20 protein-coding genes and 1 riboswitch are annotated in these 22,120 nt (G+C 27.8%); of the genes, 18 read left to right on the top strand and 2 right to left on the bottom strand.

Annotated features, from left to right (window positions below):
• Positions 1-296: 296 nt before the first annotated feature.
• The 3 genes from Q3287_RS00255 (at position 297) to Q3287_RS00265 (ending at position 2,781) form a co-directional block, all read left to right on the top strand.
• A complete protein-coding gene (locus Q3287_RS00255; protein WP_407963293.1) occupies positions 297-1,355 on the top strand; it encodes a galactitol-1-phosphate 5-dehydrogenase in 1,059 nt (352 codons plus the stop codon).
• 74 nt (positions 1,356-1,429) lie between these two features.
• Positions 1,430-2,116 (top strand): L-ribulose-5-phosphate 4-epimerase, encoded by a 687-nt coding sequence (gene araD, locus Q3287_RS00260; RefSeq protein WP_407963294.1) that lies wholly within the window; start codon positions 1,430-1,432, stop codon positions 2,114-2,116.
• Positions 2,117-2,133: 17 nt separating this feature from the next.
• Complete coding sequence (locus Q3287_RS00265; protein WP_407963295.1) at positions 2,134-2,781, top strand: class II aldolase/adducin family protein; 648 nt, start codon at positions 2,134-2,136, stop codon at positions 2,779-2,781.
• A 150-nt stretch (positions 2,782-2,931) separates the two neighbouring features.
• On the opposite strand, the gene Q3287_RS00270 is transcribed toward Q3287_RS00265, so the two are convergent.
• On the bottom strand, positions 2,932-4,299 hold the full coding sequence (locus Q3287_RS00270) for a sodium:alanine symporter family protein (RefSeq protein WP_054270830.1): 1,368 nt from the start codon (positions 4,297-4,299) through the stop codon (positions 2,932-2,934).
• A 187-nt stretch (positions 4,300-4,486) separates the two neighbouring features.
• A riboswitch (glycine riboswitch) is annotated at positions 4,487-4,575 on the bottom strand.
• Between the two features lie 428 nt (positions 4,576-5,003).
• Here Q3287_RS00270 and Q3287_RS00275 point away from each other — a divergent pair.
• The 3 genes from Q3287_RS00275 to Q3287_RS00285 all read left to right on the top strand — a co-directional run bounded on the left by Q3287_RS00275 (position 5,004) and on the right by Q3287_RS00285 (position 8,378).
• Positions 5,004-7,124, top strand: coding sequence for a DNA topoisomerase III (locus tag Q3287_RS00275; protein WP_074178359.1), 2,121 nt, complete (start codon positions 5,004-5,006; stop codon positions 7,122-7,124).
• Between the two features lie 103 nt (positions 7,125-7,227).
• Complete coding sequence (locus Q3287_RS00280) at positions 7,228-7,677, top strand: hypothetical protein (RefSeq protein ID WP_407963296.1); 450 nt, start codon at positions 7,228-7,230, stop codon at positions 7,675-7,677.
• A gap of 62 nt (positions 7,678-7,739) precedes the next feature.
• Positions 7,740-8,378 (top strand): hypothetical protein, encoded by a 639-nt coding sequence (locus Q3287_RS00285; protein WP_407963297.1) that lies wholly within the window; start codon positions 7,740-7,742, stop codon positions 8,376-8,378.
• Positions 8,379-8,442: 64 nt separating this feature from the next.
• On the opposite strand, the gene ytvI is transcribed toward Q3287_RS00285, so the two are convergent.
• Positions 8,443-9,504: a sporulation integral membrane protein YtvI gene (gene ytvI, locus Q3287_RS00290; protein WP_074178357.1), complete on the bottom strand. Its 1,062-nt coding sequence runs from the start codon at positions 9,502-9,504 to the stop codon at positions 8,443-8,445.
• A gap of 276 nt (positions 9,505-9,780) precedes the next feature.
• Between ytvI and Q3287_RS00295 the strand changes: the two genes are divergently transcribed.
• From Q3287_RS00295 to Q3287_RS00350, 12 genes are all read left to right on the top strand, one after another.
• Entirely contained in the window at positions 9,781-10,521 is a 741-nt protein-coding gene (locus Q3287_RS00295; RefSeq protein WP_074178356.1) for a tyrosine-protein phosphatase, read from the top strand.
• Positions 10,522-10,532: 11 nt separating this feature from the next.
• Entirely contained in the window at positions 10,533-12,311 is a 1,779-nt protein-coding gene (locus Q3287_RS00300) for a BglG family transcription antiterminator (RefSeq protein WP_074178355.1), read from the top strand.
• A gap of 172 nt (positions 12,312-12,483) precedes the next feature.
• Complete coding sequence (pfkB, locus tag Q3287_RS00305) at positions 12,484-13,401, top strand: 1-phosphofructokinase (protein ID WP_054270824.1); 918 nt, start codon at positions 12,484-12,486, stop codon at positions 13,399-13,401.
• A 36-nt stretch (positions 13,402-13,437) separates the two neighbouring features.
• Positions 13,438-15,357 (top strand): fructose-specific PTS transporter subunit EIIC, encoded by a 1,920-nt coding sequence (locus Q3287_RS00310; RefSeq protein ID WP_407814756.1) that lies wholly within the window; start codon positions 13,438-13,440, stop codon positions 15,355-15,357.
• 375 nt (positions 15,358-15,732) lie between these two features.
• Positions 15,733-16,554, top strand: a complete 822-nt coding sequence (locus tag Q3287_RS00315; protein WP_407963298.1) for a transporter substrate-binding domain-containing protein — start codon at positions 15,733-15,735, stop codon at positions 16,552-16,554.
• A 13-nt stretch (positions 16,555-16,567) separates the two neighbouring features.
• Positions 16,568-17,236 (top strand): amino acid ABC transporter permease, encoded by a 669-nt coding sequence (locus Q3287_RS00320; protein WP_223153156.1) that lies wholly within the window; start codon positions 16,568-16,570, stop codon positions 17,234-17,236.
• 330 nt (positions 17,237-17,566) lie between these two features.
• Positions 17,567-19,093, top strand: a complete 1,527-nt coding sequence (locus Q3287_RS00325) for an FAD-dependent oxidoreductase (RefSeq protein ID WP_054277069.1) — start codon at positions 17,567-17,569, stop codon at positions 19,091-19,093.
• Between the two features lie 26 nt (positions 19,094-19,119).
• The gene (locus Q3287_RS00330; protein WP_407963299.1) at positions 19,120-19,677 is read left to right on the top strand and encodes a hypothetical protein; all 558 of its coding nucleotides are present in this window, start codon (positions 19,120-19,122) and stop codon (positions 19,675-19,677) included.
• Between the two features lie 474 nt (positions 19,678-20,151).
• Positions 20,152-20,421 carry a hypothetical protein gene (locus Q3287_RS00335; protein ID WP_054270819.1) on the top strand — a complete coding sequence of 90 codons (270 nt, stop codon included), beginning with the start codon at positions 20,152-20,154 and terminating at the stop codon, positions 20,419-20,421.
• Positions 20,422-20,622: 201 nt separating this feature from the next.
• A complete protein-coding gene (locus Q3287_RS00340) occupies positions 20,623-21,609 on the top strand; it encodes a hypothetical protein (protein WP_407963300.1) in 987 nt (328 codons plus the stop codon).
• Between the two features lie 36 nt (positions 21,610-21,645).
• Positions 21,646-21,882 (top strand): hypothetical protein, encoded by a 237-nt coding sequence (locus tag Q3287_RS00345; RefSeq protein WP_065388404.1) that lies wholly within the window; start codon positions 21,646-21,648, stop codon positions 21,880-21,882.
• Between the two features lie 16 nt (positions 21,883-21,898).
• On the top strand, positions 21,899-22,111 hold the full coding sequence (locus Q3287_RS00350) for a phage holin (protein ID WP_054270816.1): 213 nt from the start codon (positions 21,899-21,901) through the stop codon (positions 22,109-22,111).
• Positions 22,112-22,120 lie beyond the last annotated feature (9 nt).

Raw genomic sequence — 22,120 nt, forward strand, 5'->3', positions numbered from 1 at the left:
AGTTGATTTTATATAAATATCAGAGATTATTTGATAAGTATTTAAATGAAATATAGACTCCTTTTTATGATGTATATATTTATAATTTATTGTATTGTATAGTCAATTTTTTAGGTGTCTTGTTATACAAACATACTCTTTTATGTTTATACAATAATGTAGTCTAATTTTATAAAATGTAACTCATATTGGCAAAATACCTTGTATATAACGTATTCGCATGAATAAACTATTTATCTTTTGTATGGCATAGATATTGCTATATACAAGTATATAGCATGAAAGGAGATATTTATATGTCAGATAAAATGAGAGCATCAGTATTATACAATATAGGTGATATTAGATATGAAATGGTAGATATACCAGAAATAAAAGAGAAAGAAGTACTTGTAAATGTAAAATATGTTGGAATATGTGGTTCGGATTTACCTAGGTCTATGGTAAGTGGTTTGAGTGGAAATACAGCATATCCATTAATTTTAGGACATGAATTTTCTGGGGAAGTTGTTAAAGTTGGAGAAAAAGTAAAAAATATTAATATAGGAGATAGAGTGACAGTTGCTCCATTAGTACCTTGTAGAGAATGTAACCATTGTAAAAAGGGTAATTTTGGTTTGTGTGATGATTACAATATAATTGGAACAAGAGTAAATGGAGCATTGGCAGAATATGTAAGAGTTCCTGAAGAACATATTTTAAAACTTCCAGATACATTGGACTATGAAACTGCTGCTGGAATTGAACCAGCAACTATAGCTTATCATGGTATTTCAAATTCAGGTATTAAAGTAGGAGATAGTGTAGTTGTATTAGGTTGTGGTCCAATAGGCCAATTTACTATACAATGGGCAAGGGTTTTTGGAGCGTCTAAAATTATAGCTATCGATATTTTTAATGAAAAATTAGAACTTTCTAAATCTCTAGGAGCAAATTATACCTTGAATTCAAAAGAAGTAAATGTAATTGAAGAAATAAGAAAAATAACCAATGGTGGTTCTGATATTGTTATAGAAACTGCTGGTAGTAGGTTTACACAAGAACAATCTTTACTAATAGCGAAAAAAAGAGGGCAGATAGTATTTGTAGGAATATCACATGCAGAACTACCGCTTAGTGTAGACGCTACTGAGTGTATATTGCGTGGAGAACTCACTTTAAAAGGTTCTTGGAATTCATATACAAGTCCTTATCCTGGAAGAGCATGGACTGCAACTTTGGATTTTATGGAAAAAGGTGATATTGTTTTTACACCAATGATTTCACACAAAATAGGGCTTAATGAGGTAGGAGATTTTTTAAGTAAAATGAGCAAGAAAGAGATTAAATTTAATAAAATCCTAGTAGAGATATAATAATTAAATTATAAAATTTGGATATTAAACAAAACAAGAGTAATTTTTCTAAATAAAATGTAGGGGGGAGAAAGATGTTAGAAAGTTTAAAGGAAGAGGTACTAAAAGCGAATTTAGAATTACCTGCAAGAGGGCTAATTACTTATACCTGGGGAAATGTGAGTGGTATAGACAGAGAAAAAGGATTGGTAGTTATAAAACCAAGTGGTGTAGAGTATAGTAGTATGAGTGTAGAAGACATGGTAGTAGTTGATTTAGAAGGCAATGTAATTGATGGTAAATTGAAGCCGTCTTCAGATACTCCAACGCATCTAGTTTTATATAAAGAGTTTGAAGAATTAGGAGGAATAGTGCATACACATTCAAGTTGGGCAACTATTTGGGCTCAAATAGGAAAATCTATACCAGCATGTGGTACTACTCATGCAGATTATTTTTATGGAAGTATACCATGCACTAGAAAAATGGTTCGAGAAGAAATTTGTAATGATTATGAAAAGGAGACTGGAAATGTGATTGTTGAAGAGTTTATGGGAAAAAATCCAATTCATTGTCCAGGAATAATTGTGAATGACCATGGACCTTTTACATGGGGCAAAAATGCGAAAGAGGCTGTACATAATGCAGTAGTTTTGGAAGAAGTCGCAAAAATGGCTTATTATACAGAATTAATCAGCCCTGAGAATATTATGGATAAAGTGCTTATGAATAAACATTTTTCGAGAAAACATGGAAAAGATGCATACTATGGTCAAAAATGATTATTTGGAGGTAAATTATGTTGGAGTCTTTGAAGGCTAAAATTGTTGAAATAGCAATTAAAGCAGAACATTATGGCTTATGTAAAGAAAAGGCTGGTAATTTTAGTATTAGAGATAAAGAGACTGGATATGTTCTCATAACACCCTCTGGTATAGGAAGAGGAGAACTAAAAACAGAACATATTTGTGTGTTAGATTTAGATGGAAATGTAATAGAAGTTAAGAAGGGAATTAAGCCTAGCAGTGAGATATTGATGCATATTGAAATATATAAAACAAGGGAAAATGTGAATGCTATATCACACACTCACTCTATATATGCAACATCTTTTTCGGTAGCAAAGAAACCCATTATACCAATTGTATATGAGTCTGTTAATTATGGTGGTTATGTGGATATTGCTCCATATGCAAGGCCAGGAACTTTAAAACTTGCTAAAAATGTTTCAAATTTATTGCTATATACAGATGCTTGTTTGTTAGAAAGACATGGATTAACAACTGTGGGTAATGATTTAGAAGAGGCATTATTAAAATCAAGGTATGTAGAAGAAGTAGCAGAAATATACTATAGGTCTTTAGTGTTAAATCAATTTAAGGAACCTGAAGCAGTAGATGTTGATGAATTTAAATCATGGAAATATCCAGAAGAAATAAAATTTTAATCTATACAAATTACATTAAGATATTAATTAAAATATAGATATACTATTTATGTGAATTATTATTTTTGTAAATGTATTTAGTATACTTTTTTAAACGAATATAGAATTCCAGAGTCGTATGAATTTGACTTGGAATTCTATATTTTTTATTTATGCATTATTTTTCAACTGATTTTCTGGAGAATTTATATATTCAAAGTATTTTTTAGTTTCAGATACTATTATAGGAGATAATGCAAGTAAAGCTATTAGGTTAGGTATTGCCATAAGTCCATTTACAATGTCAGCAATTATCCAAACAACTTCTAATTTTAAGAATGCACCTAATAGTACCATGGCAACAAATACAGTTCTATATCCATTCATGCCTTTTACACCAAATAGGAACTCAAAACATCTTTCTCCATAATAACTCCAACCTAAAATTGTAGTAAATGCAAATAATGTCAAACTAATTGTAAGTAATATTGGTCCAAATGTAGGAATTGCTCCATTAAAAGCTGCCTGTGTCATAACAGCTCCATTAAGGTCTGAACACCATACTCCTGAAATAACAAGAGAGAATCCAGTAAGTGTACAGATTATAATAGTATCTATAAAAGTACCTGTCATAGATATAAGACCTTGCTCCGCTGGCCATTCAGTTTTAGCCGCAGCCGCAGCTATTGGAGCACTACCTAGACCAGATTCATTTGAAAATACACCACGAGCTATACCATTTCTAATAGCTAGTGAGATAGTTGCTCCTAGGAAACCACCAGTTGCAGCAGTAGTTGTAAAAGCACTTTTAATTATTAGCATAAAAGTTTCTGGTATCTTGTTCCAGAAAGATATTAAAATAATACCACAGATTACAATGTATATAACAGCCATAAAAGGTACTATTTTAGTAGCTACATTAGAGATACTTTTAAGACCTCCAAACACAACTAAGGCTACAAATACTGCTAATATGACACCTGTAATTCTAGGGTCTACACCAAAACTACTATTTATTGCATCTGTTATTGAATTTACTTGAGTGAAAGTACCTATTCCTAAAAGTGCAACTAATATACCACTTATAGCAAAAAATATTGCAAGAGGTCTCCATTTTTCACCCATACCATTTACTATGTAATACATAGGTCCACCAGACACTTGACCATTTTTGTCTTTAGTTCTATATTTTATTGCAAGAACACCTTCTGAATACTTAGTAGCCATTCCAAAGAATGCTGCTATCCACATCCAAAAAAGGGCACCAGGTCCACCAGCCTTAATAGCTGTAGCAACACCTACAATATTACCAGTACCAACTGTAGCAGCTAGTGCAGTACATAAAGCTGCAAAACTTGAAACATCACCACTACCTTTGTTTTCAGCAGAGAAGATTAATTTAAGAGCCCTTGGAAGTTTAGTTATTTGTATAACTCCAAGTTTAACAGTAAGTAATATACCAGTACCAACAAGTAGTACTAGTAAGGGTGGTCCCCAAATAAAAGCATCAACTTTGTTTAAAATATCAATTAGATTCATAAAAACACTCCCTCATTTTTTTGCTTTGCATAATCAATAGAATTTTTAATGAAGTAATTGACAGGAAATAAGTATAATTTATTAATAATTTCTAGTGTAATAAAAAAAGCTAAATCTAAAAAAGATTCAGCTCTGGATATACACTAATTAACAACCAAAATAAAAGTATTAATAATACTGATTTTGGTAGATAATCCCTGTCCTTTTGCCTGAGAGATTGAGCATAAAAGCCTTGCCCCTTCGGCGCCCATAATGGGTCTCTCCAGAGTTCCGTAAATTTTACAGTCCTACTTTTAAAAAGTACCTGAGAGTGTTACTCCTTCGGTGTGCTAGATAGCAACTCTTCTATAAAATCTTAACCGGATATTGATTTGTCATAGCTTATTGTATTAATAATATTAATATAAGTTTTTATGTTTTGTCAACTAAAAAATTAAAAAACAGTAAGAAAATATAAAAATGTAAGTCTAATTACGAATTATAAATTTAAAAATATAAGTAATATACGTGAAGTTTGATGTAATAATAAGCATATAAATTAGGTATAAAATAAGTTTTAGATAAAAAAATAAGAAAATCTTAAATAATTAATTAGATACCATTAAATTATGGTAATATTATAGTTACGATATTAAGAAAAGTTCTATTTATTTAGATTTTAAGTGCAATATGAGATTGAACATAGAGAAAGGAAGTATTTTTAGATGGGAAAAATATTAGTACTAGCAGAAAAACCTTCTGTTGGAAGAGATATAGCAAAAGTTTTGGGGTCGAAAAATGAAAAAAGTGGATATATAGAGGGGCCAAAGTATGTAGTTACTTGGGCATTAGGTCATTTAGTTACACTTGCAGACCCTGAAAGTTATGGAGAAAGATATAAATCATGGAACTTAGAAGACTTACCAATTCTTCCTAAGTATCTAAAGACTGTTGTAATAAAAAAGAGTGGAAAGCAATTTAATACAGTCAAGGCTCAAATGAATAGGAATGATATAGATGAAATAGTTATAGCAACAGATGCAGGTCGTGAAGGAGAACTTGTGGCAAGATGGATAATAGAAAAATCACAAGTAAAAAAGCCTTTAAAACGTCTTTGGATTTCTTCAAGTACAGATAAAGCAATAAAAGAAGGTTTTGCAAAATTAAAAAGTGGAAAAGAATATGAAAATTTATATTATTCAGCAATAGCACGAGCAGAAGCTGATTGGATTATTGGAATAAATGCAACTAGAGCTTTGACAACAAAGTATAATGCGCAACTTTCTTGTGGAAGAGTTCAAACACCTACTCTTGCCATGTTACTAAAGAGAGAGGAAGAAATAAGAAATTTTAAACCTAAAGAGTACTATGGATTGGAGTTAATTGCTACAAAGGGAAGTTCAGACATAAAATTTATTTGGAGTGATAAGAACAACAATTCTTCAACATTCAGTAAAGAAAAGATAGATTCTACATTAAAAAAGGTGAAAAATTTAGATATAAAAATATCTGAGGTAAGTAAATCATATAAGAAAAAATATTCTCCTGCACTATATGATTTAACAGAGTTGCAAAGAGATGCAAATAAAATGTTTGGATTTTCAGCAAAAGAAACATTGTCTATAATGCAAAAGTTATATGAGCATCATAAAGTGCTTACTTATCCTAGAACTGATTCTAGATATTTAACATCAGATATTGTTGGGACATTAAAAGACAGGATAAAAGCTGTAAATGTTAGTGATTATTCAAAGATTTGCAACAAATTATTAAAAAGCAATATTACAGCTAATAAATCTTTTGTTGATAATTCAAAGGTAACAGACCATCATGCAATAATACCAACAGAGCAGAAGGTATTTATGAGTGATTTTAGTGATAAAGAGCGAAAAATATATAATCTTGTAGTAAAAAGATTTTTAGCAGTATTATCTCCTCCATTTGAATATGAGCAGACAACTATAAATGCAAGTATAGAAGGAGAAACATTCAAAGCAAAGGGAAATAAAGTAATAAATTTAGGATGGAAGGAAAGCTATAAAGATATTGATGATGAAGATGAATATGAAAGTATACCAAATGTTTTAGAAAAAGACATACTTAAAGTTAAGGAATTAAAGGTAACTTCAGGTAAAACAAATCCGCCACCATATTTGAATGAGGGCACATTATTAACAGCTATGGAAAAAAATGGTCTTGGAACAGTTGCTACAAGAGCAGATATAATAGAAAAATTGTTCAATTCATTTTTGATGGAAAAGAAAAATAAAGATATATATATAACATCAAAAGGGAGACAATTATTGGATTTGGTTCCAGTAGATTTGAAAACACCAGAACTTACAGCTTCATGGGAAAAAAAATTATTGGAGATTTCAAATGGAAAACTTAATAAAAACACATTTATAAATGATATGAAAGCTTATTCAAAAGACATTGTCTTAGAAGTGAAAAATAGTGATAATAAATTTAAACATGATAATTTAACTAAAAATAGATGTCCAGAGTGTGGTAAATTCATGCTGGAGGTAAATGGTAAAAAAGGTAAAATGCTGATTTGTGAAGATAGAGAGTGTAATACTAGAAAAACTATATCACAAGTAACTAATTCAAGATGCCCTAATTGTCATAAGAAATTAGAACTTCGTGGAGAAGGTGAAGGAAGAATTTTCACTTGTAGCTGTGGATATAGAGAGAAATTGTCATCTTTCAATAAAAGAAAGCAAGAGGAAAAAAAGAAGGCATCAAAAAAAGATGTTAATCAATACTTAAAAAATCAAAACAAAACTCAAGAAACATTTAATAATCCATTTGCAGAAGCACTAGCTAAATTGAAAAATAAATAGTTTTTAAATTATTATTATACACAATTAGAAGTTTAACTATATATTAGTTATATGTACTGATATAATATAGTGTATAATTTAGGCATGAAAGTAGGGCTGTTAAATGGATTTAAATATTATATTTGAATATTATTGTAAAAAATGTGAGGATACATGGAATAATTCAAGTGTTGAATTATCTGAGAATATAGAAACATATAGTAAAAATTCACAAAAAAAGAGTGAAAAAGAATTGGATAAATTGATAGATACATTATCAACTCACTTAAAAAAATATCCAAGTGATTTTGTATTGAGAAGAATGTGGGTAAAAAAAGGCGAGGTCTTTTTACAAAATACATTAGAAAAAGACAATATTTTCAAGTTAGAAAAAATGGATGTTGAAGATAGAAAAAAGTTTTTAGGTATAACAAAACAGTTTATTAGAGATGCCAGAAAATTTGATGATGATTTGCCTATAAGTGATATTATGCAGGCAATGAGGAATGTATGGATTTCAAATGCATTACAATTATTATTTGATAAAGAAGTTTATTATTTAATAGCTGGTTAGAAAAAAGACTCTTGGGAGAACAAATTAAACCTAATAACTACCATGAAAGTAAAGTATCCCAAATGATTGATTATATTGAAAGTGTTTATCCTAGAGAACAATTTAAAGAAGTCTATGAGTCACTATTATTGATATTTAAAAGTCAAGTAAAGAGCTTAAAGCAACAAGATAGAAAAAGTAATTTGTGTAAAGAAGAATTATTATCTATTTCTATTGAAAAAGGTGGTTCATCTGTTTTAGTAGATGGACACTTAATAAGTGGTTTGATGACAAAGGAAGAAATAGAGTTTTGCATTGGTTATGGATTTTTATTGCAAGTATCTGACGATTTGCAGGATATAAAAGAAGATTTAAAATTCAATCATGAAACTGTTATGACAGAAACGATAAAAAATGGAACTTTAGATAAAATCACAAATAAATTAATAAATTTTACTATTGAATTGATAGATGGTTTTAAAATTAATAATAAAAACGAATCTGTAATAACTATGATAAAGAATGATTGCTTGATGTTAATCTTATTTTCTGTAGTGTATAATGCTGAATTTTTTTCTAAGGAATATATAAAAGTAATAGAAAAATTTATTCCATATACAATATCTTACTCATTAGAAATTAAAGAAAAATTTAAAAATGTAGATGTTTTAAATAATGAAGACGAATATAAAGAAATGATTGATATTATTTGTAAAGAGTAGCAAAAATAGTGAGATGTACAATACATCTCACTATTTTAAGTTTAAATAAAATGTAAAAGCTAATCTATTTAAATGCAGTGATAATACCATTATCGTGTAGATTTTTTATGATTGTAGCTGCTATGGGAAATCCAAATAATCCAGCTATTCCAAATAGTTGAGCTCCAACAAACATACACATTAGAGTTATTAAAGGGTATAGACCAATTTGGTGTCCTACTACCTTTGGTTCTAGTATCTGTCTAACTACAGTTATAATGATATATAGTATTAGAAGCCCTATTGCTAAGTTGATATTGCCATTAATTAATGAAATAATCATCCAAGGTGTCAAAATACTTCCTGTACCTAAGACTGGTAAAATATCAACAAGTGCTATGATGACAGATATAGCAAATGCATTTTCAACTCTTAGGATATTAAGTCCAATAAGTAGCTCTATAAATGTCACTGATAGTAGTATTGCATATGCTTTTAGCAGTTTTAAAAGAGCATTAATACTACTATTTTTTATATTTATTATCATCAGCTGACTTTTTTCTGGAAATTGTTTTAAGATAAAGTTTACTATTTTTTGATAGTCAAAAGTAAAGAAAAAAGAAGCAATCAAGGTAATAATAAGTTTTAGCATAAATGCAGGTGTTTTACTTGCAATACTTGCAATAGCATTAAGTGCATTTGTTGAAACAGAGGCGACTAAAGACATCATCGATTGACTTATATTATCCCAACCAAGTATCAATGCTAGGTTAACATTAGGTGTACTAGCATCTATTTTAGAAAACAGAGTATTTAGTGTTGGTTGTATATTTGATTTATATATTTCAGGAAGTCTAAAGAATATGTCACTTACACTCGTAAATATTTTTGCACCAAAACTAATTAATAAAAATATGCATAATCCATAAAAGGCTAAAAGTACTGTTACAGAAATAAATGTACGATTTAAATTCGTATTATTTGTAATAAGTCTTATAATAGGTCTTAAGATGGATGCAATTATAAAACTGATGACAAAAGGCATCAACAATGGTAATAAGAATTTTAACGCAATATATACAATACTTCCTATTAAGACAACATATGTAAACTTAATTATAAAATTCTTTTGCTTTTGAATGTCCATAATATAAATCCTCCAATGTATTTGATATTATTCTAAATATGGTCTTTTTACATAAAATATACTACTGTATATTGATTATAAACTATAAAGCTTCTACAAAGTAAATAAATTATGTAAAATTTAGGTTAATTTTGTATAAAGATATACTTTTATATTTTACAATTGCTAACTAAATACTAAAAAATATTTTAAATAAACAATATGAAATTGTGATAAAATTAATTTATAAATATTATTAAATATAAGTACAATAGATAGCTTTTAAGAGGTGGTAAGATGAAAAATTTTAGAGATTTAGGTGGTAATAAAACTGAAGATGGTAGGACTGTAAAGTATGGTTTATTTTATAGGTCTGCAAAATTATCAAATCTAAGTAAAAATGATATAAAAATTTTAAAAGAATTAAATATTAAATATATATTTGATTATAGAAGTGACGAAGAAGCTCGTAAACATCCATCAACAATAATATCAAATATAAAAAACATAAGAATTCCAGCTATGAGAGAGTTAGAAGAATCAGAAGGAAATTTTGGTTCTATTGAAGATATGATTGATGGTTTGTTTGAAAAAGATGGTGCATTTAATATGTTAAACAATAGTTATTATAATTTACCAATAAGAAATCCATCTTATAAAAAATTAGTAGAGCTTGTAAAGGATTATTCTAATTTACCAATATTAAATCATTGTACAGCAGGGAAAGATAGAACTGGTGTAGGGAGTGCTATAATTCTTATGATTTTAGGTGTATCAAGAGAGAACATAATGAAAGATTATTTGAAAAGTAATGAATTTGCAGATAAGGAAATAGAAAGGTTTGTTGAATATAAGCCTAAATTTAAGGGAATTCCAAAAGAAAAATTAAATTATATATTTGGTGTGAATGAAGAATATATGAAGACTGCTTTTAGAAGAATTGATGAAGAATACAGTAGTGTGGAAAAATATTTATATGGAGAATTTAGTTTAGATAAAGAAGAAATAAAAAAATTGAGAAATCAATATTTAGAGTAAAAGGTGATTTTATGAGTTTAAATATAACAGCAAGACAGATAAGTATAATAAAAATCCTGTTAAATTCTGAAGATACAATTAGTGGTCTTGCCTTGAGTCAAGAAATAGGATGCTCTTCAAAAACTATACAAAGTGAAATAAAAGATATTAATAAACAACTTAAAAAAAGTAAAATTCTATCAATACGAGGAGTTGGTTATAAGCTAGAGGGGAGCTTTGATGAGGTGAACCTAAATAGCAATCTATATGATGATGTAGATAGAGTAGAGTATATAATCAGAAAAGTGTTAACCTTGAGTAATGAAGAAAAAAATACCATAAGGCTTGAAGATTTAGCAGATTCCATGTATGTGAGTGTTTCAACAGTAAAAAATGACTTAAAAGAAGTAAAAAGAATATTAGAAAAGTATTCCATTTCGATTAAGTCCAAGCATAAGCAAGGTATCTGTATTTCTGAAAATGAAGATAGAATAGTAAATTGTATAATTGATTTGAGTAATAAGAGAGATAATCAATTGACTCTAAATGATTTTTTAAATGATGATATAAGAGAAAAAAAATTAATAATAAAAAAAATTTTATTAGATGTATTAAATGAAAATGGCTTGGTATTAACTGACATAGAATTTAAAAATGTGTTGAATAATATACTAGTTATGTTAAGTCGACACAAGTGCGATGAAAAAGAATTTATAGAAAGTTTTGTAGAAAATTATAGCAATAAAAGAAGTTCAATTTTGGAAAATGAACAAAATAAAGAAATTATAATAAGCTCAATAAAAACCTTTTGTAAAAATTTAAAATTAGCTACCTCAATAGATATAAGTCATGATGAGATATTTGAAGAATTTTTATATAAGCATATTAGTAGTCTGTGTAAAAAAATAAAGCTAGGTATAAATCAATCACCTATAATAGCTCAAGACATTAAAATAAAATATCCATTTGCTTTTGAGCTAGCTAGTATAGCTAAAAAAACAATAGAAAAAGACTTAAACATAGAAATTAATGAGGATGAGGTTGCAAACATAGCTCTACATATAGGCGGAGCTGTTGAAAGGGCTTCTTATAATAATAAAGATAAGGTTTTCAAGACTATAATAGTTTGCACATCAGGTATAGGGACATCAATGTTAATAAAGGCTAAATTGGAAAATGTATTTAAAGAAAAACTAGAAATATTAAAAGTTATTCCTTCATACTTAGTTGAATATATAAAAGTTATAGATGTTGATTTTGTAATATCTACTGTTCCTATTGAAATAGCAGATATACCAGTAATAAATATATCTCCTATTTTAAGTGAAAAAGAAATCAAATTAATTGAAAAATATATAGAAACAGGAAATATATATTTAGATTTAGATATAAAAAATCTTCTTGATAATGAATTATTTTTTACTGATTTAGATTTTAAAAGGAAAGAAGACGTTATAAATTTTATGGCAAGTAAACTTGTGCAAAAAGGTTACATAGATGATGATATGAAAAATTCTTACTTTGAGAGAGAAAAAATAGCTACAACTGAAATAGGAAATATGGTAACCATACCACATGGAGCAATTGGAAAAGTTTTTGAAAACAAAATAGCAATTGGAATATTGAAGACTCCTATTGCTTGGGAAATATCAGATGTTCGTTTGATAATAATGTTAGCTCTTGATAAGGATAAAATATTGGATTATGAAGTTATATTTTCAAATATATATAAAAGAGTAGATTCTATAGCAAAAGTTATAAGTATATGTGAAAATAGCAATTTTGAAAAGTTTGTAAACTTATTTAAGTAGAGAGATATCATATAGTATTGCATATACACTTGTAAGTTTGGATAATATAAAACTAAATAAAATAAAAACGATAAATTTCTCTTTTAATTAAGAGAAATTTTTTGACTTTCAGAGATATTAATATGAAGTTAAGATATAAACATAAAGTAAATAAATAAAAAGAGGTGGCAAGATGATTTATACAGTGACATTAAATCCATCAATAGATTATATAGTTAAACTAGATAAATTAAAGACTGGAAATACAAATCGTGTAAATGAAGAATACGTTTATCCAGGAGGAAAAGGTATAAATGTATCTCGTATACTAAAAGAACTTGGAAATGATAATACATCTTTAGGTTTTATAAGTGGCTTTACTGGAGAATATATAATAAAAACATTAGAAGAAAAGAATTTGAAGACAGATTTTATAAGGTTAAAAAGTGGTTTTACAAGAATAAATGTAAAAATAAAAGAATTGGAAGAAACTGAGATTAATGGGCAAGGACCAAATATAGCTGATGAATATATTGACTTGTTGTATAAAAAACTTGATAAATTAAATCAAGATGATATTTTAATATTGGCAGGAAGTATACCTTCTACTTTAGATGAAAAACTATATGAGAATATAATGTCTAGACTAGAAGAAAAAAATATAAGAGTTGTAGTAGATGCAACTAAAAATCTTCTTCTTAATGTTTTAAAATACAAGCCTTTTCTAATTAAACCTAATAGTGATGAATTAGAAGAACTGTTTAATGTTAAATTAAACTCAAATGAAGATATAGTAAAATATGCTAAGAAATTAAAGCAACTAGGGGCTAAAAATGTTTTAGTCTCAATGGGTAAAGATGGAGCACTGCTAGTTACAGAAGAAGATGAGGTACTTATAAGTAATGTACCTAAAGGGAAAGTTAAGAATTCTGTAGGAGCAGGTGATTCAATGGTGGCTGGATTTATATCTGGATATTTGAATACTGGCAAATATGATTATGCTCTTAAATTAGGAGCAGCATCAGGTAGTGCAACTGCTTTTTCATATGACTTAGCTAAAAGAGAATACATTGATGAGTTGGTAAATGAAATATCTGTAAATAGATTCTAAAATATCTAAAAATATATAGAAAGGAAGTTAGGAATTATGAAAATTATAGATTTACTAGATGAAAAATCAATTAAGTTGAATTTAAAGTCAAAAAACAAATCAGAAGCAATAGAAGAATTAGTTGAATTAGTTGCAAACAGTGGTAATTTAAAGGACAAAGAAACTTATAAAAAAGCTATTTTAGCTCGTGAGGAAATGAGTACAACAGGAATTGGAGAAGGTGTAGCTATTCCTCATGCTAAGAACACATCAGTTACTAAAGCTTGTATAGCAGCAGCAATATCAAAAGAAGGTATAGATTATGAATCATTTGATGGAAGCTTATCAAATCTATTTTTTATGATAGCTGCACCAGAAGGAGCTAATAATACACATCTGGAAGTGCTATCAAGATTATCTACAATACTTATGGATGAAGATTTTAGAAATAAACTTATAAATTCAACTTCTGAGAAAGAATTTAAGGAAATAATAGATAAAAAAGAAAGAGAAAAGTTCAGTGAGGAATATCAAGATGAAATAATTAAAAAAGAAAATATAGTAGATACTAAGGATAAAGATATTAATAAATATCCTCAAATTTTGGCAGTAACAGCATGCCCAACTGGAATAGCACATACATTTATGGCAGCTGAAAGTTTAAACAAAATGGCTGAAAGCAAAGGAATATCAATAAAAGTGGAAACTAATGGTTCAGCAGGCATCAAAAATAGACTTACAAAAGAAGAAATAGAAAATGCAACATGTATAATAGTGGCAGCAGATAAGAATGTTGAGATGGCTAGATTCAATGGGAAGAAAGTCATAAAGACTAAAGTTGCTGATGGTATACACAAAGCGGAGGAACTTATAGATAAAGCTGTAAATGGTGATGCTCCAGTTTATCATGGAGGAGAGGCAAATCACAACGAATCAAATGAAGAAAGTGAAAGTGGATTTAGAAAAGTGTATAAACATTTAATGAATGGTGTATCTAATATGTTACCATTTGTTATTGGTGGAGGAATACTTATAGCAATAGCATTTTTACTTGATGATTATTCTATTAATCCTTCAAATTTTGGTTCAAATACTCCAACAGCAGCATTTTTTAAGGGAATAGGAGATAAAGCTTTTGGATTTATGCTACCTGTACTTGCAGGATATATAGCATACTCTATATCTGATAGACCAGCATTTGTTGTAGGTTTTGTAGGAGGAGCCCTTGCAGGTGATGGTGGTTCAGGGTTTTTAGGTGCATTACTTGCAGGTTTTATAGCAGGTTATTTAGTAGAAGGACTTAAGAAGGTATTTAGTGTGTTACCAACCTCATTGGAAGGAATAAAACCCGTATTATTATATCCTTTATTTGGAACGCTTTTGATGGGGATTATAATGACATTTTTAGTAATACCTCCAGTTACAGCAATTAATAATGCAATGGTTGGATTTTTAAATGGCTTAGGAGGAACTTCAAAAATAGTTTTAGGATTGGTTTTGGGTGGAATGATGGCTGTAGATATGGGTGGACCTGTAAATAAAGCAGCATATGTATTTGGGGTTGCATCACTTGAATCAGGGCAATTTGAAATAATGGCAGCGGTAATGGCTGGAGGTATGGTTCCACCTCTTGCGATAGCACTTGCAACTACATTCTTTAAAAATAGATTTACAAAAGAAGAAAGAGATTCTGGTAAAGTTAACTATGTAATGGGATTATCTTTTGTAACTGAAGGAGCTATACCTTTTGCAGCTGGAGACCCACTTCATGTTATACCAGCATGTATAGGAGGTTCAGCAGTAGCAGGAGCACTTAGTATGTTGTTCAATGCAGCTCTTCGTGCACCTCATGGAGGAGTATTTGTTATACCAGTAGTTACTCATCCACTTGGATATATATTAGCTATAGCTATAGGTGCTGTGGTTGGAATGATGCTTTTAGCATTACTTAAAAAACCACTAAATCAAGAAGCATAGTAAATAAAGGTTATTTAATAATTAAAAATACTTTATTTTATAAAAATTAATATATTACTGCATTATCCTAGAGCAAGGAATTCAAAAAAGTGAACTTTGATATACAAAGTTCACTTTTTGTGTAAAGTTATTTTAAGAGCTTATAATTTTTAACATGTAAATTAAATTTTATAACTAAATTGTTAATTATTGATAGAAAATAAAAATAAATATAAATTTAACAAAATAGTATTAATTTCAAAAATAAATTACAAAGAAAGTATAGAAAAGAAGAATATCAGTGTCGAATTATATAGAGAAAAGCAATAAAAAACCTTTTCAAATTATGATATTATGTTTGAGTACACAAATATATAGAAAGAGGGAGTGTTATTTTTGAAATTAAAAAGTAAAAAAGTATTATCATTATTATTGACATTAGTTTTAGGGACAACAATGTTAGTTGGCTGTTCAAGTAAAGATGGTGAAGCTACAACACAAGATGATTCTCAAAAAGATAAAGGAATTTTAAATGTAGGAGTATCGGTAGAATATGCACCATGGTGTTATAAAGAAAATGATGAAAATAAAGGTTTTGAAATTGATGTATGGAAAGAAATATCAAAAAGAACAGGTTATAAAATAGAGTTTAAAACTGCTAAATTTAGTGGACTTATGGGTATGTTAGATGCTGGTAAAGTTGATACAGTAGCACACCAAATGTCAACTACTCCTGAAAGAGTAGAAAAATATGATTTTTCGGATACTTATGCATATAGTAAATATAAATTTATAGTGCCAGAGGATAGCACTATAAGTAAGATAGAAGACATAAAAGGTAAAAAGGTAGGTTGTGTTCTAGGTGGTAATGGAGAAAAAACTATAAGAGATTTAAATGAAAAACATAACTTAGGACTTGATATAGTTACATATGATGGAGTACCTATGGAAAAAGATGTAGAGAATGGAAGAATTGATATTGCATGGCTTTCAGAGGTTAAAGCTAAAACAACTATAGAACAAGGTAAACTTAAATTAAAAGTTGCAGATATAGATACTGGTGTATATGAAGTAAATCAATATCCATTTAGAAAAGAAGAAAAAAGTAAAGTTATAATAGAGGATGTAAATAAAGCTATAAAAGCAATGCATGAAGATGGAACATTTACAAAACTATCTGAAAAATGGTTTGGCTTAGATACAACTAAGGAAAATTAATTGGAGGTTAATGATGCAAGTATTTGATTTTGGATTTGCAGCAGGTATATTTCCGTTAATATTAAAATATTTGACAGTAACATTCAAAATGTCTCTGTTATCTTTGGTATTGGGAATTGTTGTAGCTTTACTCATAGCATTAATTGTAGATGCTAAAGTTCCTATTTTAAAAACAGTATCAAGAATATACATTTCATTTTTTAGAGGTACTCCTCTTGCTGCTCAACTTTTTTTCATATACTTTGGTCTAATACAATTAGTACCAGAACTTAAAACATTGGAAGCATTTTCAGCAGCAGTAATAGTAATTGGTTTAAATTCTTCTGCCTACTTTGCAGAAAGTTTAAGAGGTGCTATAACATCTGTAGATAAAGGTCAAATAGAAGCAAGTTTGGCATTTGGAATGACGTATGTACAAACAATGAAAAGAGTTGTCTTGCCACAAGCTATAAGAGTTGCAATTCCTCCCTTTACAAATACTTTTGCAGATATTATAAAAGGAACTTCTCTTGCTTTTACTATTGGGGTTACAGAAATTATGGCAGTTGCTCAATCAGAAGCAGCAGCAAGTTATAAATATTTGGAAGCTTTTACTTGTGTAATAGTAGTATATTGGATTGTAAATCTTATATTAGGCTTTGTTCAGACTAAGCTAGAAGAAAGGCTTAGTGAGGTATATTAATTTTATAGAAAGACTTATAAATTTGTATAGATATGTTTTGTTATTAAATATTACTGGAAAATTTGATTTCTAGTAATATTTTTTTGTAACTATAAAATGCTAATCAGAGATGTATTAGTTTTTATTTTGTAAAATTTGTAGATTCTATAAACTAAATTTTGGTATGTGTTATTAATTGCGTTGACTTAATTATATAGTTATTTCTATTTATACTAAGTAATATAACAGAGTACTCATTACAAAGAGATATTTATTTTTTATTCTATTTATAATAAATAGACTTGATGATGGGAAAACTACTATTATTTAATATGTAAAGGAGTATTTTATATGAACGAGTCGTATTGGTTTTCAAATTCAAATCCAAAGGAATATAAAAAATTAGGCGAAAATATAAAAGTGGAGTGTCTTATAGTAGGTGGAGGTATAACTGGATTAACAACTGCATATTTATTAGCAAAAGAGGGTAAAAAAGTAGCGCTTGTCGAAGCTGATAAAATAGGATATGGAACTTCAGGAAGAAATACTGGTAAAGTAACTTGTCAGCATGACATATTTTATTCTAAGATAGAGAAAAAATATGGATTAGAGAAAGCAAAATCATATTATAATGCAAATAATGAAGCTCTAAACTTAATTGAACAAATAATAAAAGAGAATAATATCAAATGTGATTTTAAAAGAGAACCATCTTTTGTGTTTACAGAAAAAGAAGATACTATAAAGGATATAAAGGATGAATATCGCACATGTAAAAAAATAGGAATAGAGTGTGAATATCATGAAACTATAGAAGATATTCCATTAGATATAAAGGGAGCTATTAGTTTTACAAATCAAGGTCAATTTAACCCCAAAAAGTATATTGATGGATTAGCAGAAATAGCAGTACACTTAGGTCTAAAAATATATGAAGATACACCAGTAGTGGATTTAGAAAAAGGGAAAATATGTAGAGTTAAGACAAGAGAAGATAATATAATAGAAGCTGAGAATGTTATAATTTCATCCCATAGTCCATGGTATGATGGATTGAATTTTTATTTTGCAAAAGAATACGCAGAACGTGCTTATTTAATGGCAGCAGTTTTAGAAAATAAATTGCCAGAAGGTATGTTTATAAGTATAGATGACCCATCCATAACTTTTAGACAATATAATGATGGAAATGAGAACTTACTAATCTTTGGAGGAGGAGACCATAAAGTTGGTCAAGGAGGAACTGAGAAAGAAATATTTAATGACTTAGAGCATTATGGAAAAAAGGTCTTTAAGGTAAAAGATTTTAAGTGTAAATGGTCAGCTCAAGATAATATGAGTTTTGATAATGTTCCTTATATAGGTTACATTAATAAAAGAGAAAACAATATTTATGTAGCTACAGGTTTCTCTAAATGGGGGATTACTAATGGTACTGTTGCAGGAATAATAATAAAGGATTTGATAGTAAATAATAATTCAGCTTATAAAGATACTTTTAATCCATCAAGATTAGGCAGTTATTTCTCGAAGGATTTTATAAAGGAAAATGCAAATGTAGCAATGAATTATGTAAGTGGAAAATTAAAAATAGGTAGTGGAGATATGCCTAAAAATAATGGAGAAGGAAAGATTGTTAATATCGATGGGAAAAGATATGGTGTGTATAAGGATGATATGGGGGAATTTTATATTGTAGATACTACATGTACTCATTTAGGATGTGAACTGAATTTTAATAGTGAAGAAAAAACATGGGACTGTCCATGTCATGGTTCTAGATTTGACTACAAGGGAAATATACTTGAAGGACCAGCTCTTAAACCACTAAATCTTTATGGTTATGGCGATAATGATGTTAATCCTAAGCTATTATAGACTTGTTTTAGAAAGGTAAAGTGTGTATGAATAAACTTTTAAAACCAATAACTATATTATTATATATAGTTTATATTTTTTCTGCTATATTTTTTGCAATCAACAAAGAATTAGGTAACATAGGATTAGTAGCAATAAGTTTAGTTGGTACTTTTATACTGAGTTTTATAAATAAGCAAAATCAAAGGTTGTTGAGTAAAGAGCTATATATAGTTCTTGCTTTATTTATAATGTTTTCAGCATTGTTAGGTACTTGTTTTAATTTTTATGATATAAATTATTATGATGATTTTTTACATTTATGGTCAGGAATAATATCTGCTATTGTGGCATTTTCTATAATCAAATATTTCTATACACAAAGAGATATAAGCAAAATGAGTAAAATATTTTTAATCATATTTGTATTTATGTTTAGTATGGGAGTAGCTAGTTTGTGGGAGATAGGTGAATTTTTAATGGATACTTTTATTGGTACTACTACACAAGCTGGTGGACTAGAAGATACTATGATTGATATGGTAGATGCTTTAATAGGTACAATTGTAACAATTCCTTTTATAATAAAAAAATCAAATGAATAGTTTCACAATTGATGATAATGGATTTAATTTTATTCATATTAGTTTTTAAGAAATTATATGATAAATTAAATCCATTTTTTGGTAGATATATTAGTATAAGAGATTGTATAATTTCTTATATTATGAAAATTAATTTGAAATATTTAAACAAGTATATAATTATAAAGACAATATTTTGCTCTAAATACATATATTCTACAAAAAGCATAATATAAATTTTGTTTTTTTGTTACAAAATGCAGAACTGTATAGGTATATATATAGATGATAAATATTCTTTGACATTTGACGAAAATTAAGCTCTTTTACTATTGTAATGTAAAAATTATATTTAATAATGTAAATTTTAATAAATTAAATAGTATGGTAGGTAGAATATTTTTTATATAATATTAATTTTGATGATACGAAAATTAATCATTGTATACATGTATATAAATAAATATAAAAAGTTAAACATAATAGGGGGAGAAAATGTTAAAAAAAATCAATTTAGAGAGTTGTTTTAAGCATGCCATAGAAAAAGGATATAACTATTTAGGTGTAGTTGTAAAAGTAGATGAAAATCATAGGGAGTTAATAATAAATACAAATAACAACTTTCAGAGTAAGCTTAAGTATTATAAGTTAGCTTATGATGAAAATTTGAATCATAATGTAGCAAATAATATGAGCATAACTGATTTTACATATGGAAATACTTTAGCAGATATTGAAAGTAAATTAAAAAAAAATTTTATATAAAAGAAAAAATATACTTTTTAATTTAACAAAGTATATTTTATATAGGGTATATTACCAAGTGAATAGAAAATATGTCCACTCAAAAAGCCACGCAATACCAACAAGTCTAATAACCTCAAATAAGCTTGTTAGCATTATTTAAATGCTAACAAGCTTAAGTATGCAAATCTAAGATATTTAAACAAGGGAGGTTTAAGGAATATGAATAAAAGTATAAATGAAGAAGATGTATTGAGCTATAGACCTAATTTAAAAGTAGGTAGATTTGATGATTTTGAATATAAATCAACAAAGTGTACAAGTGAATCTATTACAGCTGAGAATTATAAAACTAATATTTTAAAATCATTTGAAATGTATCATCCATCAATTGTAGTATCAAAATTAAGTAAACTTATATCATTATCAAAATCATATTTGAGTTTGATAGAGAATGATACATACCAAGGTAAAATTATGAAAAATTATTGTTTTTCCATTACAGAAAATGAACAAGACATACTAAAAGAAGAAAATTTTAATAATTTATATGGTGACTCTAAGTTTGAAAGTTACTTAGAAATTTTAAATATAAAAGATGAACTATTGAATATAAGAAAAGTCTTTATAAATGGAATTTATACAACCAAAAAGAATGATTATTTATTTGATGATGTAGATTATTCATTTATTGATAAATTGAATCAATATGAATATGAAGATATTAATCATAATATAAATTATTTTTCTTTATTTTATGATGTCCAAAGTGCATTTATTTTATTAGAATACTGTAATGATATAGAAAAAATAGTTAAAGAGTTATATTTGATTGAAAATAATAAAAAAAGGCAACCAATAAATTCAGAAACTTATACTATTCTAAGCAAAAAGTTTAATCTTATAAATAAAACTATGAAAAATGATTTATTTAATGACAAAAGTGTTTATGGGAATATAGAGACTTCTTTACATAATTTGTTTTTAGCTAAACATGATGTAAATACATTTATAAATGGTTTTATGAATTTAGATGTTTTGACAGATGATTCCAATTTAGTTAATGAAATAAAGGAAGATAATTTAAACGATATAGAAATTAGAATTGACGAACTGATAAGCGCTTGTATGTTATCTGTAATTTATAAAAGAGATATTTACAATTCATTATGGAATAAATCAAAAATAAGAGAATTTTTTACTAAATAACTTACAATAGAGAAAGATAGTTGGTATATTCAGAAAATGAAAAGTATTAATAAGGAAGGTGAATATGTGGCTGTTAAACAAAAAAATATTAAAAAGAAAGATAAAGAAGAACTTTATTCAAAAGCAGTAAGAATAAAATGTTGTTATTGTATTAAAAAAGAAGGTTGTTTGTATCAAGCAAGAAAGGAGTCTAGTGAAAGTTCAGGTTATATAACTTATTGTACATTAACTCCAAACATTCCTAGAAAACAACGTAAAAAAATAAAACGCTAGTCAAAGGAGAGAATATATGAAGAACTATTTAAAAAAGAGATTAAGAAACAGAGGGTTTTGGGTTTCTCTATCGGCGATGTTAGTACTTACAATTCAATCTTTTGGATATGTCGATATACTACCAAAAAATTATTCTGATACAGTAAATTGTTTTTTAGCTTTACTCACAGCACTTGGAATATTGAATGATAATTCTACAGAGAATAAGTGGTATTTAGATGACAAGTAATAGATTTTC

This window comes from Clostridioides sp. GD02404 (assembly GCF_045898275.1).
Taxonomy (GTDB): domain Bacteria; phylum Bacillota; class Clostridia; order Peptostreptococcales; family Peptostreptococcaceae; genus Clostridioides; species Clostridioides difficile_A.

Coding starts and splice junctions, on each gene's coding strand:
- Q3287_RS00255 (WP_407963293.1), top strand. CDS start 297: ATGTCAGATAAAATGAGAGCATCAGTATTATACAATATAGGTGATATT.
- araD (WP_407963294.1), top strand. CDS start 1,430: ATGTTAGAAAGTTTAAAGGAAGAGGTACTAAAAGCGAATTTAGAATTA.
- Q3287_RS00265 (WP_407963295.1), top strand. CDS start 2,134: ATGTTGGAGTCTTTGAAGGCTAAAATTGTTGAAATAGCAATTAAAGCA.
- Q3287_RS00270 (WP_054270830.1), bottom strand. CDS start 4,299: ATGAATCTAATTGATATTTTAAACAAAGTTGATGCTTTTATTTGGGGA.
- Q3287_RS00275 (WP_074178359.1), top strand. CDS start 5,004: ATGGGAAAAATATTAGTACTAGCAGAAAAACCTTCTGTTGGAAGAGAT.
- Q3287_RS00280 (WP_407963296.1), top strand. CDS start 7,228: ATGGATTTAAATATTATATTTGAATATTATTGTAAAAAATGTGAGGAT.
- Q3287_RS00285 (WP_407963297.1), top strand. CDS start 7,740: ATGATTGATTATATTGAAAGTGTTTATCCTAGAGAACAATTTAAAGAA.
- ytvI (WP_074178357.1), bottom strand. CDS start 9,504: ATGGACATTCAAAAGCAAAAGAATTTTATAATTAAGTTTACATATGTT.
- Q3287_RS00295 (WP_074178356.1), top strand. CDS start 9,781: ATGAAAAATTTTAGAGATTTAGGTGGTAATAAAACTGAAGATGGTAGG.
- Q3287_RS00300 (WP_074178355.1), top strand. CDS start 10,533: ATGAGTTTAAATATAACAGCAAGACAGATAAGTATAATAAAAATCCTG.
- pfkB (WP_054270824.1), top strand. CDS start 12,484: ATGATTTATACAGTGACATTAAATCCATCAATAGATTATATAGTTAAA.
- Q3287_RS00310 (WP_407814756.1), top strand. CDS start 13,438: ATGAAAATTATAGATTTACTAGATGAAAAATCAATTAAGTTGAATTTA.
- Q3287_RS00320 (WP_223153156.1), top strand. CDS start 16,568: ATGCAAGTATTTGATTTTGGATTTGCAGCAGGTATATTTCCGTTAATA.
- Q3287_RS00325 (WP_054277069.1), top strand. CDS start 17,567: ATGAACGAGTCGTATTGGTTTTCAAATTCAAATCCAAAGGAATATAAA.
- Q3287_RS00330 (WP_407963299.1), top strand. CDS start 19,120: ATGAATAAACTTTTAAAACCAATAACTATATTATTATATATAGTTTAT.
- Q3287_RS00335 (WP_054270819.1), top strand. CDS start 20,152: ATGTTAAAAAAAATCAATTTAGAGAGTTGTTTTAAGCATGCCATAGAA.
- Q3287_RS00340 (WP_407963300.1), top strand. CDS start 20,623: ATGAATAAAAGTATAAATGAAGAAGATGTATTGAGCTATAGACCTAAT.
- Q3287_RS00345 (WP_065388404.1), top strand. CDS start 21,646: ATGAAAAGTATTAATAAGGAAGGTGAATATGTGGCTGTTAAACAAAAA.
- Q3287_RS00350 (WP_054270816.1), top strand. CDS start 21,899: ATGAAGAACTATTTAAAAAAGAGATTAAGAAACAGAGGGTTTTGGGTT.